Consider the following 15,023-nt stretch of genomic DNA (forward strand, 5'->3'; position numbering starts at 1 on the left):
GTTTGAAAAAGCCTCCTAAGTATAATCGTTATTTGTATACCACTGTTTTCAAAGGTAATTTTATTTATACACTGCACGCTCTCCGCCAATCAGCTTTGGACGTGTTGTTGCAACTGTCACAACCGCTTCTCCTACCATTCGCACAGAAGTACGAACCGGAACAGCTACTGCCTTTAAATGCATACCAATAAGAGTTTGACCAATATCAATACCTGCATTTGCTTGCACAGCTTCCACTACAATTGGATTTGCAAATTGCGTAAACGCATAAGCGGACATCGAGCCACCCGCAGTACGAACTGGTACAACTGTTACCGGTTCATAACCAAAACGTTCTGCCGTTGTTGCTTCCATAGTAATAGCACGATTAATATGCTCACACCCCTGGAACGCTAAATGTAGTTGATGTTTCTTTGCAAATGCCTGCAACGGCTCAAAAATCGCCTCTCCAATTTCAAGCGCGCCTGCTGTGCCAATTTTCTGACCAATCACTTCAGATGTCGAGCAACCTACAACAAAAATAGTATTCGGTCGTAGGGTTGCTTGCTCTTCAAATTCACTGAGTAACTGAGTCAAATGTGTTCGTATTTGTTGTACAACCACTATGCTCAGCCCCTTAATTCTAAATTATTTATGTCCCACAGCTAAAAAGCTCTTTGAAAGAACTTTCTAGCGTAGGACAAATGTTAACAAACTTAATTGCGTTTTATTGCTCAAGTTCAGCGATTTTTTCAACGCGTCGCGTATGACGACCACCTTCAAAATCTGTCTCAAGCCATACTTTAGCAATTTCACGTGCAAGGCCTGGCCCAATAACACGCTCACCCATTGCTAAAACATTTGAATCGTTGTGGCAACGCGTTGCTTTTGCACTAAATAAATCATGTACTAAAGCACAACGAATCCCCTTAATTTTATTTGCAGCTATAGACATACCAATGCCTGTACCACAAATTAAAATACCTTTATCAAATTCCCCGCTAGCAACACCTTCAGTAACTGGTTTTGCATAATCAGGATAGTCTACTGAATCCGCAGATTGTGGACCAAAATCTTCGTAGCTGATATTTAGCTCATCTAACAGCTGCATAATCTCACGACGTAAGTTATTGCCTCCGTGATCAGAAGAAATTGCTATTCTCACTGGGTTCCCTCTTTTCGAAATTATAGTCAACACTAGTGTACCACTTCTCTCCCAAGAATAACATGATTTTTCTTGCATTTTTATGCTGATTTCTCCTAAAAGACGAACATTTCTTGTAAATAAACATAAAATCATTCACTTTCAAGACTGTTTTCCTGTGGATATTGTGTATATCATGTTGATAAATTCGGATAACGGCATTTTGTTGTAATATTCTATGTTCTAAAGTTTGTTTCCATTTTCAATTACAATGGACATACTATATCAGTATTATTTCTATGTATTACCAGTATTTGATGATGTAGAACGGTTCTGTGAGTAGATGTGGGTGTGTGGCGGTGGGGGCGGCGGAGCGTGAATTCTTTTTAGGTTGAAGCTCTATCTGGCGTTTTGACGGTTTTCTCCGTCACTTTCGGCTTTCTATCCATCATTTTGACGGTTCTATCCACGAATCTCGGCTTTCTATCCACGATTTTGACGATTCTATCCACGATTTTGCGGTTTATCCGTCGGTACTGCCCTTCTTTCCGTCATCGCTTGGCAGACTTTCCTTCGCTTCAGCTTTTCTTTCCGTCGCTCTCCTCTCTTTATCCGTCGTTTCCGCTGTTTTATCCGTCGGTACTGCCACTCCTTCCGTCGCTTGGCCGACTTTCCTTCACTCTGCTCTCTTTATCCGTCACTTCCTCTGTTCTATCCGTCGGTACTGCCATTCCTTCCGTCGCTTGGCCGACTTTCCTTCGCTCACGCTTTGCTTTCCGCCGCTTTTCCCTCTCTATCCTGCGCTCCCGCCCGTCGGCACCGCTCTTCATTCCTTCACTCTCCTCTCCAAAGCCACCACACACAAACCAACAAAAAAACTGTAGCAAACTCAAATCTCATCTGAGTTTATCTACAGTCTATTATCTTCGCATTTAGGCTTGTCTATCGAATTGTTGAATCATTTTGTGGAGTTCTTCTGATTGTTTCTTTAGGCCTTCTGCTAGTTTTTCTACTTGCTCAATGGCGTATGCTTGTTCTTCTGCTGCGCTGCGTACTTCTTGTGCGCCGGCTGACGTTTCTTCTGCGATGGCTGCCACTTCTTGGGATTGACGGGCAGTTGTTTCGATGTTGTGCATTTGTTGTTCGATTAATGAAGAAATTTCTACAATTGCTGTTGCCATTTCGTGTACGCTTGAAGACATGCCTTCTACGGCTGTTGTCGTTTCTGATACACGGGCAGCTTCTTTTGTCGCGAATGTCACTTGCTGATTCATTTGTTTGACTACAACCTCAACGTTTTGTTGCATTGACTGGATAAGGGTTGTAATGCCTTGTACTGCTTTCGCACTTTCATCCGCTAAGCTACGAACTTCTTCTGCTACAACCGCAAAACCTTTTCCATGTTCTCCAGCACGCGCTGCCTCAATGGAAGCATTTAACGCTAGTAAATTTGTTTGTGCAGCTATATCGCCAACTAAGCTAATGATGCGTTCTACCTGTCCAGCGTTTTCCTCTAGAAGATGAATGCTTTCTAATGCCTCATTATTGCCAGCTGCAATTTGTTGAATGCTATTTACTAACGTTTCGATCGCATTTGTTGTTGTCGTTAAATTATGTAGAATCTCTTTGGATTGCGTTGCTGATGCTTCTGCTCTACTATTGACTTCTGTAGCGAGGGCTCGTACATCTTCAATTGCTTCGGCTGTATCTTGGACTGCCGTTGCAGATGTCTCTGCACCAGAAGAAATATGCTTTACTGTAGAAGCGATATTCTCTGCTTTTTTTGTTGCAATAGCAGCTTCATCAGATAGTTGGATAATTGTTTGATTAGTTTGCTGGAAGTTACTATCTATACTTTCCACCATTCCTCTTAAGTTTAACACCATTTGTTGGAATGCCTCTGCGACAGAACGAATTTCATCACTTGTTTTCGGCATTTCTACATCCTGTCCAATTTTTCCTTCTGCTACTCGGGAAGCTGAATTTTCGAGCTGCTGTAAAGGCTTAATTAAGATTACACTGAAAACTGCAGCCAATATGCCTGACCATACTATCCCTGACACATAAGTAAAAATTTCAAACAGTTTACGATTGATTTCTGGGAAAAAGGTAGGTTGTAAATATTCGATAAATATAAAACTAATACTGTAAGTGATTAGTGCAAGAAAACTAACAAATAATACTAGTTTAAACCGTAAACCAAACTGCTTTTTCATAGCGACCCTCAATTCTCTTCAATTTTTTTTACTAATCGTTCTACTAATGTTGTTAATTCTGCAAATGTTTCTTTATAAATTCCTATACTACCACCGTAAGGATCTACAACATTTCCACCACTAACTTCGCTTGTATATTCTTTTAAAGTAAAAACTTTTTGTTCAGCATTTGGGAAATTAGCAATAATTGTATCTTTATGAGCTGTTGTCATTGTTAAAATTAGATCGGCCCACTCCATTTCAGTTATTGATAATTGTGTTGCTAAATGCTTATGCGTCATATTTGCTTCATATAATACTTGTTGTGCATGTGCAGACATTTCTGCATTTGGCATCGCATAAATGCCCGCCGAACGAACTTCTACATTGTCCAATTGTTTATGTTTTAAAATAACCTCTGCCATAGGACTGCGACAAGTATTCCCGGTGCAAACAAATAGTATTTTCATACTTATCACCCTCCATTGATTTTTCTATTGCCGGATAGCAAGGAAGCCCATAATAATGAAAAATATTCCTGTTATTATTTGTAATTTATTTCCAAATAACGTCTGACTTTTACGGGCAATGACTAATGACCCATAAGAGCAAATAAGTGCACTGACACCCGCACTTATAATAAATACCATTTTCTCTAAGTTTAGCATACCAAATGAAACACTTACTGAAAAGGTATCTAGGCTTGCGGTCACGGCTAAAAGTATTGGTGAAATTGTAACTTTTTCATCTTTCCGCGAAAATAATAGCAAATGTAAGCCCATACAAAATAATAGAATACTTGATATCCATTGTCCCCACTCTAAGAGGAAACGCATTAAATAGCTTCCTAATTCGAAGCCTAATAGCGGGAAAAGCATATGCAAAGCAGCTGTCCATACTGATAAAAAAAATCGATACTTAACATTTGGCAGTAATACATATAAGCCAATCACATCTACAGACGTTATTATACCCGCAAGAATTCCCTGCAAGAAAGCACTCCTTCGCTCTCTAATATTTTATCATTTTATGCTCGAAAATACAGTATTATCATAATACAATTTCCTTACAATATGGTGCTAAAAGTCACTCTAACAAAAAAACAATCGGCTACCACTATAGTAAAAACTCGCTATACTTTCTACAAATATAGCTCAAGTACAAAAGTCTAAGTAGATACCCCCACTGATTAATACAAAAAAATAGTATGCCAGAGTTACCTCTAACATACTATTTTCTAGGTAGTTTATTTACGGAGTATACCATTTTCCGCCAGCCGCTTTTTCAAGTCGATTCATAATTGCAGCTCCTACTCCTTCAGTCGATGTAGTAGTCGCTAGGATTATTGTAGCCGCTGTTTTATCGCAAGCTCTTAGGGCATGATACAATGCCGCACCCATCTCTTCTTTACTACCAGCTTCTCCTACTGAGAAATAATAATCAGCCTTGCTGTCAACAAAACTAGCTGGTGCAAGTAACGCTACTTTATGTCCTTGTTTTTGTAATTGATGTACAGCCTCATGAACTTTTTTTAAATCACAATCGATTAATAGCACAGGAGCATTAGGTGCATAGTGTGTATATTTCATCCCAGGGGCTTTCGGAGTAGTCTCTAATTTCTGCTCTGTTTTTGAAGGTTGCAGTACTGGACCGATTTTAGCCTCTAACATTTCTTTTGTAATTCCACCTGGACGCAAAATTACTGGAGGTTCGTGTGTAACATCTAACACTGTGGATTCGAGCCCGATCCCAGTAGTACCTCCATCTAAAATATAAGGTATGTACCCTTCCAAATCATCCTGAACATGTATAGCTTCTGTAGGACTCGGCTTCCCACTACGATTAGCACTCGGCGCAGCAAGTGGCTTTTTTAATTGTTGCAGTAAGTCGAGTGCAACTGGATGATCCGGCATTCGAATGCCGACAGTCGTAAGACCAGCTGTCACACTGTTTGCCAACACATTTGGCTCTACAGGCATAACAAGTGTCAGTGGACCTGGCCAAAATAAATCCATGCATTTTTTTGCTACTTCTGAAATATGCTCGATATAGAGTTCAACTTCCTCTTTCGTGCCAATGTGGACAATTAGCGGATTGTCTGAAGGACGACCTTTTGCTTCAAATATCTTTTTGACCGCTGTATCATTTGTTGCAACAGCTCCAAGCCCATAAACCGTTTCTGTTGGAAATGCCACGACCTCACCTGCATTTAAGATATCCACAGCCTGTGCATAATTTGTCTGACTATTCACATTTCTATCCACAATTTTGCAAACGGTTTCCATAATTAAAACCTTCCTTCAACTATTCGTTTTTACTGAATTATCCACATAATGTTTATAACTTATTAAAAATTGTGCATAAGTTATCTGAATTTGTGAACAATTCATTCAAAAAAACCTTTAATCCATTCCCATATAAAAAATGTAACTGGTTCCTTTTCTTCTTTTATTTCTTCTTTTTGTTCATCTTTATCGGGCTCACAAATCGATGGAAATATGCTACACCACCAGTTATCACCACGTGCATCACCGATTTTCACGACAATCGATTGATACAAATTTTGTGGATAAAGTACTGCGTTATGTCTCTTTGGTGGAAATAAGTTATCCCCAATTACAACTTGTGTATGAAGCTGTGGATAATTCTTTTTAATTTCTGCTTCAATTTCTTGTTTTAATGAAATTATTTGCTCGTTATCCACAGTTTTAGCTCCAGCACTAGCAACTACTTGCTTAAAATACGGCTTTAAATTTTGGACAAGCTGTTCCTTTTCAAGCTGATCCTGTGTCGTATTACTATTAGCAATCACGCGTATACGAAAATCATTTTCTTGCTCTTGATTGCTAGCTTCTTTCGCAAAACCTACTAATGACGGAATATATAAAATACATAATTGCAAAGAAATCGCAATTACTACTAATCTTGCAAAAGCTAAAAAGATATTTTGTTTTGGTAATCTAATAATCTTGTATTCGTTTAACATAAAAATCCCTCCTTGCTCCACATTGTGGGCAAGAAGTAGATGCTTTATACATGAATTTCACAAAAAATCATTCGGGGCTTACCGTTTATATCTTTTTCTATCGAAACTGTAGCCTGCGGAAAACTATTTTTAAAGAATTGAGCGACCTGCTCTCCTTGTGTATATCCGATTTCAAGACCAATGAGGGCTGGTTTTTTCATAAGGGGTGGAAGCTGTTCAGCCAATTTTCTATATAAAATGAGTCCGTCTTCTTCTGCAAAAAGAGCACTATGTGGTTCATGCTCTAGCACAGTATTTGACATCTCTTTTGCTTCATCAAAAGCAATATACGGTGGATTCGATAAAACGATATCAAATTTCTCACCTGACAGAGGTTTCGTTAAATCTCCTAGTCGAAAATCAATATCCGCCGCTAATCTTTGTGCATTTTTTTGTGCTGTAGATAAAGCAGCCTCAGATAAATCAGTGGCTACGACTGTTAGCTCTGGACATCCTAGTTTCATAGAAAGGGCAATTGCACCACTACCTGTACCGATATCTGCGAGCTTCAAGTTTTGATTTTTAAATATTTTGTTCATACGATTGATCGTTCCAAGCACTAATTCTTCGGTTTCCGGTCTAGGAATAAGTACTGATTCATCGACAATAAATGAACGGCCGTAAAATTCTTCACTACCGATGCAATACTGTACAGGTCGTCCACTCGCATGCTCTTCGATGAGTTCTTTAAATTTCTCTTGTTGCTCAGCTGTTAATGCATCTTGAAGGTGTAACATTACTTCTGAATAGCTAGTGCCAAGTATATGCTGCATGACAATACGTGCCGCTGTTTCCTCACGATCATTATCCACTAAAAAAGAAGAAGCCCATTGAAGGGCCTCCATCACATTATTATAGGTCATCATTTAATCGCTCTAACTTCGATGCTTGCTCTTCTAAAATGAGCGTATCAATGATTTCGTCTAGTCTACCTTCGACGATTTGATCTAGCTTTTGAATCGTTAAACCAATACGGTGGTCTGTCACTCGGTTTTGTGGATAATTGTATGTGCGAATACGCTCAGAGCGATCGCCTGAACCTACAGCTGATTTACGTGTAGCATCGATTTCCTTTTGTGCTTCTTGCAAATACATATCAGCAACACGAGCACGTAGAATTTTCATTGCCTTTTCACGGTTTTTAATTTGTGATCGTTCGTCCTGCATCGATACAACAACACCTGTCGGTAAGTGGGTCATACGCACAGCTGACATCGTTGTATTTACCGATTGACCACCAGCACCAGAAGATGCAAATGTATCCACTCGGATATCTTTCTCATGAATATCCACATCTACTTCTTCAACTTCAGGTAAACAAGCTACTGTCGCAGTCGATGTATGAATACGCCCTTGAGATTCTGTTGCAGGTACACGTTGTACACGGTGTGCGCCATTTTCAAATTTGAATTTTGAATATGCGCCTTGACCGTTAATCATAAAAATAACTTCTTTATAGCCGCCCATTGGGTTTGGCGTCGCTTCCATTATGTCAATTTTCCAGCCTTGTGTCTCTGCATAACGAGAGTACATACGGAATAAATCACCTGCGAAAATATTCGCTTCGTCTCCACCAGCTGCCCCGCGAATCTCCATAATAACGTTTTTATTATCATTAGGATCTTTTGGAATTAATAGAATACGTAAACGTTCTTCTAACTCTTCTTGCTGTTCTTTTAGAAGATTGAATTCTTCTTTCACCATTTCATGCATATCAGGATCTTTTTCATTATCTAGCATCTCACGTGTATCAGCTAATTGCTCTTTTACACTTTTATATTCACGATATGCATCTACAGTTTCCTGGATATCTGATTGTTCTTTAGAATATTCACGTAATTTTTTACTATCATTTACAATATCAGGATCACTTAAAAGCTCTGTTAACCTTTCGTAACGATCCTCTACTGCTTGTAATCGATCGAACATGGATTTCACCTCTATTTAGTTTTTTATAAAGTTTGCTCTGTTAACTGTCGCAAAAAAGAGAAACTCTACATTAGCATTACGCTAAGTGCGTAAAGATTTTTTATAAACATTTATTATTTCCACTACTTAGTATAAGGAATTCTTCGCATGTATGCTACTTTTTCCTCGTTCCAGCAACTGGAGCAATTTGCCTTATAGCGGCGGATGCGCGTGACATTTACGACACACTGGATAGTAGGAATCATTCCCACCAATTTGAATTTGATCACCTGTATAAACAGGCTTTCGACTTTCATCAACACGTAAATTCATTGTCGCTTTTTTATGACAGAACCAGCAAATCGTTTTCATTTCCTCAATTTTATCTGCATATGTAAGCATGTACTGACTGCCTTCAAAGAGCTCATTTTGGAAATCGTTTTTTAGACCGAAGCCCATAACTGGAATATCTAACTCATCTACGATATATGCTAACTGCAAAACATGTTCTTTTTTTAGAAATTGTACTTCATCAACAAGTACACAGTATGGTTTTACAACATTGTCTTTTACTAGCTCAAAAATATTTGTATCATCATTAACAGGAATGGCTTGTTGACGCAAGCCTACTCGACTTGAGATAAAGCCTACTTCATCTCGCGTATCTATGCCTGGTGTAAACATCATTACAGGTTTTTGTTGTTCTTCATAGTTATGCGCAACTTTTAAAATTTCTATGGATTTACCACTGTTCATTGCACCGTGTTTAAAATATAGCTGTGCCATTTTGTCTTCTCCCTTTCTTCATGTCGAGCTGGATACTGAAAAGACTCGCATCAACGTATTTCTTTAACTTCTTTCAGTAGTTGTTTCCCACCTCTGTCGGGGCGAGATGAATGCGGATTAAAGGCGTTCTTTGTGCAAGCACAAAAGCCGCTTGCAGACGCAATTATGCCGAGGCATATGTGATTATACTGAAAAAAATACCTGCCAAGCACATGCTTGGCAGGTATTAAACTAACATTAGTTTTTAAGACCGTATTTTTTGTTGAAACGATCCACGCGACCATCAGCAGACGCGAATTTTTGACGGCCAGTATAGAATGGGTGACAGTCGTTGCAGAACTCGACAACGATGTTTTCTTTTACTGAACCAGTTTTGAAAGTATTACCACAAGAGCAAGTTACTGTTGCTTCTTTGTAATCTGGATGAATTCCTTGTTTCATATTCGTTTTCTCCTCTCGCCCTGAACCATCTGGAACAGAGTATTATCGAACTGTACCTTACATAGCCCGAATATGTCGGCTACATATGTACACGTTGCATACTTTGCAATATTACCATATGAAATATACATTTGACAATAGTTTTGAATGTATTCAGTTATTTAAAAAATTTAAACACTTCTCCGATTGCAGAGTCTATCATAAATGAGAAAACAATCGAAGATAAAATACATGTTACTACTAAATAGAAAACGAAACCGTAAAAACTATCAATGTTTTTAGATTTATTACTTAACAACTTAATCATGACAAATATAGGGATAATACCAATAGCTAACGCAAATCCAATGTATATCATCGTTGTTGAATACGAGAATGATTTCAACAATCCTAATAAAATACTTAAAACCATAATAGCTATAGGTAGTGTATAATAGTTTCCTATTTTACTAATAACATTTGTAAAACTTAGACTTTCCGAAAATAGTTTTGCCGTTAAAAATATAGCAAAGATACTTATTGCTATTAGTAAAGAAATGAATAACGACATGTAAAAAAATACTTGAAAGAAGGATGGACCAATGCTTTCAAAGAAACCAAATCCTCCGGAAAAGATTTGTTTTATTAATGTGAATACTGATAATGCAGTTAATACAACATAGATAATCATACTAATAATACTATTTTTCCAAGTAGCTTCTACATTAAAATTTGCGGATGGCATTTTTAATTGTTCTACAAAATAATTAACGTATAATTTAGATTGCTTTTTAATTAATTCAATTTGCTCATTACTTTGCGTAGTTCTCTGAGCAGTCTGCGTAAATTGTGAGTTTGGTTGTTCATTACTCATGCTATGCGTTGTTGCCGCTCGTTCTTGTGCAGCATTTTCAATCGGAGCTCCACATTTCCCACAAAATCTTCCGTCATCCTGCGCATGACCACATTCTAAACAGTTTTTCATATGTACACCTCATTAAAATTTTGTCTTTTTCGTTTGTAAGACGAAAAGACATATTTCTTTTTAGCTCGATTGCAACTTTACTACAGTATGTACAAAACAATACTTCCTCACTATTTTGCTCCCCGTAATTTGTGCAAAATCCCACTAATAATACCCATTACCTATATATTATAACAAAATTATACAACAAAAAATTGTAAAATAACAGATTTGGTTACTATATTTATTCAACCTTAGATGAATACTTTGCAGATTTATCGGAACAAAATCTCATTTTATCGGAACAATTTCAACTTTTATAGGAATATTTTCTCGTTTTATCGGATCAATCTTAGCTTTTATCGGAATAACTTCAGTTTAATTCACATTATGGTAAAAAAAATCACCATCAACTATTGCTAGTCGATGGTGATTTATTGAGTTAACCGCGTACTTCACGATAGTCATTATCCACTAATCCTATTTTTTTATTTCGTTCTTTGAATCGAATATTATGGGAAGACACGTACGCCACTTTTGGTGCGTCCGGCTCTAAATAAAGCTTTGCACTATTCAATGCTAAAATACCATCCGTAAATGCACCTGCTATTAATCTCACCTTAGAAGGATGATCTACGAAATCTCCTGCACCATAAACACCTTCTATATTTGTTTCGCGCTTTTCATTGACAATAGCTACTCCGTCTTGAATATCTAGGCCCCACTTTTCAAGTGCGCCATAATCACATTTTAAGCCATGATTAACGATGACTGCATCCACTTCTAATTGTTCGGCTTCGTCTGTTTCTTTATTGGCGATTGACACGGACTGTATTAAATCACCATCACCATGCAATTGCACCACTTCGTAAGGTGTTTTTATAGATACAGAGGATTCGCGCATTTTTATAACATTTTTTTCATGACCACCAAATTCATCACGTCGATGAACAATTGTTACACTAGCCGCAATTGGCTCTAGCTCATTTGCCCAATCTACAGCAGAATTACCACCACCAGAAATTAAAACATGCTTATTACGGAAAATTTCTAATTCCTGTACTGTGTAATATAAATTTGTCACCTCATAGCGATCTACTCCAGCTATCTCGAGCTTTTGCATAGAAAGTACACCGTATCCAACTGCTAAAATGACCGTTTTCGAATAGTGTTTCTCGCCTGTTGAGGACGTTAATATAAATGTACCATCACTCTGCTTTTCTAATTTTTCAACTTTTTGATTTAATACTATCGTTGGATCAAATGTTTTTGCCTGTTCAACTAGTTGTTCAATTAGCTGTCCACCTAATATTGGTGTCACAGCACCAACATCCCAAATCATCTTTTCAGGATAAATTAACATTCGACCACCAAGTTGAGAGCTATATTCTATAATTTTTGTCTTTAAATCGCGCATCCCACTATAAAAAGATGTATAAAGACCTGCGGGTCCCCCACCAACAATCGTTACATCATACATTTCTATCGTCATATTCGGCATTCCTCATTTCACCTTTTATTTTTCACTCTTTTTCTTTTCTAACAGCATATTTGTCACTTCTTCTACTTGGGCAAGTACAGCAACCGGGTCAAACGCCCAAAATCTTTCTGCATCTAAATAAAATACATTGTTATTTTTCACTGCATCCATTGACTTCCACAAAGAATCTTCTCTGTTTAGCTCCGCACCATTCGATTCATCTAAGAAAATATAATCTCCCGCATATTCAGGTAATACTTCATAAGAGACTTGCTTGTACGTTTCCCCAGTGTCAATTAACTCCTTTTGAGTACTTTGGGGTGCTTTTAGTTGCAATTGCTTATATATTGCTTGCCCACCACGATAAATACCATCACCGTATAAATAAAAATCTTTGCTGTATGCTCCAAAAATAGAATACGTTTCATTTGGATCTAAAACTTCTGCTAACTTTTCACGATTTTCTGATACTTTCTCTGCAAACATTTTCAGCCAAGCTTCTCCTTCAGCTTGTTTTCCTAAAATTTCAGCGAGCCCTTTTACTTCTTCTTCCACACTACGGTAGGTTTCATAGGGCAAAACAACAGTCGGTGCTATTTTGGATAACTTTTCATACGATTCTGCATCCGCTTCAGCTGTAATAATTAAATCTGGATTCAATGCTAAAATAGATTCAACTGCACTTTCCCCTGTATTTTCTATAGCATCAATTTGATCTTGAATGTGGACATTATCTAAATCTCGTTGTGTCGCACCTACTGGCTTTACCCCTAATAGTAATGAAGTTGGCAAATATGCATCCACTACAAGTCGCTCAACTTTTGTAGGAATTTCTATTTCTCCATTAATAGTTGATATCTTTTTTGTCGTTGCTTCTGTCTCTGCTTTAGGATCACCATTCACTGATGTCTCGTCATTGCTACTACATCCCACAAGCATAAATGCTACTATAATTAAAAATATAGTTCTTTTTTTCATCATTTCACTCCTCAGAAATTGAAACACTCCCTTTTATTCCTTTAAACGTGCTAATAAATATAAGAAATATGGTGCTCCTAAAACTGCTACAACAATCCCTGCTGGAATTTCTGATGGCTCTAAGATTAAGCGGCCGATTGTATCGGCCATTAAAACTAATAATCCCCCTAAGAGTGCGGCGGCTGGCAGTAAAAACTGATGTTTAGCCCCAACGAGCTGACGTGCCAAATGTGGAGCAATTAATCCAACAAATCCAATCCCCCCACTTACTGACACACTTGCCCCAGCTAATCCTACAGAAGCCGCAAGAAGCCAGCGACGCTCCCTTTCAATAGAAGCTCCCAAACCGACTGCTGTTATTTCTCCTAGATTTATAACGTTCAATACGCGGGATTTTGAATACACAAATGGTAGTAAAATTAGTAACCATGGCAATAAAGATACTACGAATCTCCAATTTGATCCCCAAATACTACCTGCTAGCCACGTTGCAACGAATTGATAATTTTCAGGTGTTAAACGCAGCGTCAGCACAATCATCGCTGAGCTAATACCCGCTGCTACTGCAATCCCTGTTAATAGTAATCGCATTGGGGTAATTCCTTCATGACGTCGATAAGAGAGTATATAAATTAAAACAGCTGTCATCCCTGATCCTACAAATGCTAACACTGGCAGTAAAAATACAGGTGCTGCTTTAGTAGATGGAAAAAATGAAATATAAAGCATAACTGCAAGTCCAGCTCCTGCATTTATACCCAAAATGCCTGGGTCAGCTAGAGCATTTTTAGAAATGCCTTGTAAAATAGCCCCTGAAACTGCTAAGCCCATCCCCACCAAAACTGCAATAACAATACGAGGTAGCCTAAATTCAAATAAAATAAGTTGCTGTTGGGCATCGCCCTGACCAAAAAGTGTTCGAATAACCTCCATTGGTGTTAGCTTTATAACCCCTGTATTCATACTAATGACGAATGTGATGACTATTAATAAAGCTAGCGCACTTAGAATTAAGAAGTTTTTCTTTTTAGCTTTTTGTTGAGTTACTGTTAAAAAACTATTACTCATAGTTCTTTTCCTCCTTTACGGGCTATATAGAGGAAGAATGGAACTCCAATAAAGGCAATTAGCGCTCCAATTGGTGTTTCGTAAGGTGGATTGATCATCCTTGCAACAAGGTCAGCCAACACAACAAGTAATGCTCCATAAATTAATGAACACGAAATAATCCACCGATAATCGTGTCCAACTATGTATCTCATAAAATGCGGAACGATTAAGCCAACAAACCCGACTGCTCCTACGACTGATACTGCCGCTCCTGCCAACACTAAAACAATCACCATTCCCCATATTTTTACTACGTTAGTACGTTGCCCAAGTCCTACGGCAATTTCTTCACCTAAACTGAGTAATGTAATGGAACGTGATAAAATTAGAGCTCCAATCATTGCCGCCAGTATCCATGGCGATAATATTTGAAGATGATACCACTTTGTACCTGAAACACCTCCTGCATACCAGAAGGCTAAGTCTTGTCCAATACGATAATAAAGAGCAACACCTTCTCCTAGTGCACCTAGTAGAGCGCTTACAGCAGCACCTGCCAACACTAATCGCATTGGCGTTAGACCACCTTTTGACAGTGAACCTACGCCATAAACAATCACAACACCTAAGCCCGCTCCAACAAATGACCATAAAACTATATACATGTACGATAAATTAGGGAAAAAAGCAAAGCAGATTGCTAGCATAAACGCGGCCCCAGAATTTAACCCTAATAATCCAGAATCCGCCAATGGATTGCGTGTCATACCTTGCATAATCGCACCTGCGACCGCAAAGCATCCACCTACTAATCCTGCGCCTAACACTCGTGGTAATCGAATATCATGTATAATTTGATGTGTTGTTACATCCGGTGAAAAATGAGTAATAGCTGTCCATACAGTACTCAATGATATATCTGCGGCACCAAATGAAATTGACAAACCGATTCCAAATATTAACCCTATCACCCCAACAATTAAAGCTACTACACCACGGACTGGATGAGATCGCTGTTGTAGTTCATCTAAATCTCTGAGCCCTCCTACTCCTGTCGACGTAGTCATACACTTCCTCCTTAATCCTTACGATTT

General features: G+C 38.2%; 17 protein-coding genes. All 17 read right to left on the reverse strand.

Annotated elements, in window-relative coordinates; translation table 11 throughout:
• Positions 1 to 60: 60 nt before the first annotated feature.
• Positions 61 to 603: a TIGR01440 family protein gene (locus AC3WSK_RS09715; RefSeq protein WP_492411888.1), complete on the reverse strand. Its 543-nt coding sequence runs from the start codon at positions 601 to 603 to the stop codon at positions 61 to 63.
• A 103-nt stretch (positions 604 to 706) separates the two neighbouring features.
• Positions 707 to 1,144, reverse strand: a complete 438-nt coding sequence (gene rpiB / locus AC3WSK_RS09720) for a ribose 5-phosphate isomerase B (protein ID WP_079559803.1) — start codon at positions 1,142 to 1,144, stop codon at positions 707 to 709.
• A 502-nt stretch (positions 1,145 to 1,646) separates the two neighbouring features.
• Entirely contained in the window at positions 1,647 to 1,772 is a 126-nt protein-coding gene (locus AC3WSK_RS09725; RefSeq protein ID WP_492411890.1) for a hypothetical protein, read from the reverse strand.
• A 283-nt stretch (positions 1,773 to 2,055) separates the two neighbouring features.
• Positions 2,056 to 3,339 (reverse strand): methyl-accepting chemotaxis protein, encoded by a 1,284-nt coding sequence (locus AC3WSK_RS09730; protein ID WP_079559401.1) that lies wholly within the window; start codon positions 3,337 to 3,339, stop codon positions 2,056 to 2,058.
• An 8-nt stretch (positions 3,340 to 3,347) separates the two neighbouring features.
• Positions 3,348 to 3,788 (reverse strand): low molecular weight protein arginine phosphatase, encoded by a 441-nt coding sequence (locus AC3WSK_RS09735; RefSeq protein WP_492411892.1) that lies wholly within the window; start codon positions 3,786 to 3,788, stop codon positions 3,348 to 3,350.
• Between the two features lie 24 nt (positions 3,789 to 3,812).
• On the reverse strand, positions 3,813 to 4,310 hold the full coding sequence (locus AC3WSK_RS09740) for a manganese efflux pump MntP (protein WP_079559399.1): 498 nt from the start codon (positions 4,308 to 4,310) through the stop codon (positions 3,813 to 3,815).
• Between the two features lie 258 nt (positions 4,311 to 4,568).
• A complete protein-coding gene (locus tag AC3WSK_RS09745) occupies positions 4,569 to 5,603 on the reverse strand; it encodes an L-threonylcarbamoyladenylate synthase (RefSeq protein ID WP_492411895.1) in 1,035 nt (344 codons plus the stop codon).
• A 101-nt stretch (positions 5,604 to 5,704) separates the two neighbouring features.
• Positions 5,705 to 6,304, reverse strand: coding sequence for a stage II sporulation protein R (locus AC3WSK_RS09750; protein WP_427481667.1), 600 nt, complete (start codon positions 6,302 to 6,304; stop codon positions 5,705 to 5,707).
• Positions 6,305 to 6,348: 44 nt separating this feature from the next.
• Positions 6,349 to 7,209 carry a peptide chain release factor N(5)-glutamine methyltransferase gene (gene prmC, locus AC3WSK_RS09755; RefSeq protein WP_492411897.1) on the reverse strand — a complete coding sequence of 287 codons (861 nt, stop codon included), beginning with the start codon at positions 7,207 to 7,209 and terminating at the stop codon, positions 6,349 to 6,351.
• Positions 7,196 to 8,272, reverse strand: a complete 1,077-nt coding sequence (gene prfA / locus AC3WSK_RS09760) for a peptide chain release factor 1 (RefSeq protein ID WP_492411899.1) — start codon at positions 8,270 to 8,272, stop codon at positions 7,196 to 7,198. Before prfA ends, prmC begins: the two co-directional genes overlap by 14 nt.
• Positions 8,273 to 8,464: 192 nt before the next feature.
• Complete coding sequence (locus AC3WSK_RS09765; protein WP_492411901.1) at positions 8,465 to 9,037, reverse strand: thymidine kinase; 573 nt, start codon at positions 9,035 to 9,037, stop codon at positions 8,465 to 8,467.
• 237 nt (positions 9,038 to 9,274) lie between these two features.
• The gene (gene rpmE / locus AC3WSK_RS09770) at positions 9,275 to 9,478 is read right to left on the reverse strand and encodes a 50S ribosomal protein L31 (RefSeq protein WP_010857976.1); all 204 of its coding nucleotides are present in this window, start codon (positions 9,476 to 9,478) and stop codon (positions 9,275 to 9,277) included.
• Between the two features lie 157 nt (positions 9,479 to 9,635).
• Positions 9,636 to 10,442 carry a hypothetical protein gene (locus AC3WSK_RS09775; RefSeq protein ID WP_492411903.1) on the reverse strand — a complete coding sequence of 269 codons (807 nt, stop codon included), beginning with the start codon at positions 10,440 to 10,442 and terminating at the stop codon, positions 9,636 to 9,638.
• Between the two features lie 421 nt (positions 10,443 to 10,863).
• Positions 10,864 to 11,913 carry an NAD(P)/FAD-dependent oxidoreductase gene (locus AC3WSK_RS09780; RefSeq protein WP_079559802.1) on the reverse strand — a complete coding sequence of 350 codons (1,050 nt, stop codon included), beginning with the start codon at positions 11,911 to 11,913 and terminating at the stop codon, positions 10,864 to 10,866.
• Between the two features lie 24 nt (positions 11,914 to 11,937).
• The gene (locus AC3WSK_RS09785; RefSeq protein WP_492535023.1) at positions 11,938 to 12,879 is read right to left on the reverse strand and encodes an ABC transporter substrate-binding protein; all 942 of its coding nucleotides are present in this window, start codon (positions 12,877 to 12,879) and stop codon (positions 11,938 to 11,940) included.
• A gap of 33 nt (positions 12,880 to 12,912) precedes the next feature.
• Positions 12,913 to 13,947 (reverse strand): FecCD family ABC transporter permease, encoded by a 1,035-nt coding sequence (locus AC3WSK_RS09790; RefSeq protein WP_079559391.1) that lies wholly within the window; start codon positions 13,945 to 13,947, stop codon positions 12,913 to 12,915.
• Positions 13,944 to 14,996, reverse strand: a complete 1,053-nt coding sequence (locus AC3WSK_RS09795) for a FecCD family ABC transporter permease (RefSeq protein WP_492411906.1) — start codon at positions 14,994 to 14,996, stop codon at positions 13,944 to 13,946. The genes AC3WSK_RS09790 and AC3WSK_RS09795 overlap by 4 nt, the downstream gene beginning before the upstream one ends.
• Between the last annotated feature and the right edge of the window lie 27 nt (positions 14,997 to 15,023).

The sequence above is a fragment of the Lysinibacillus sp. EB271-A1-10B genome, from assembly GCF_058791335.1.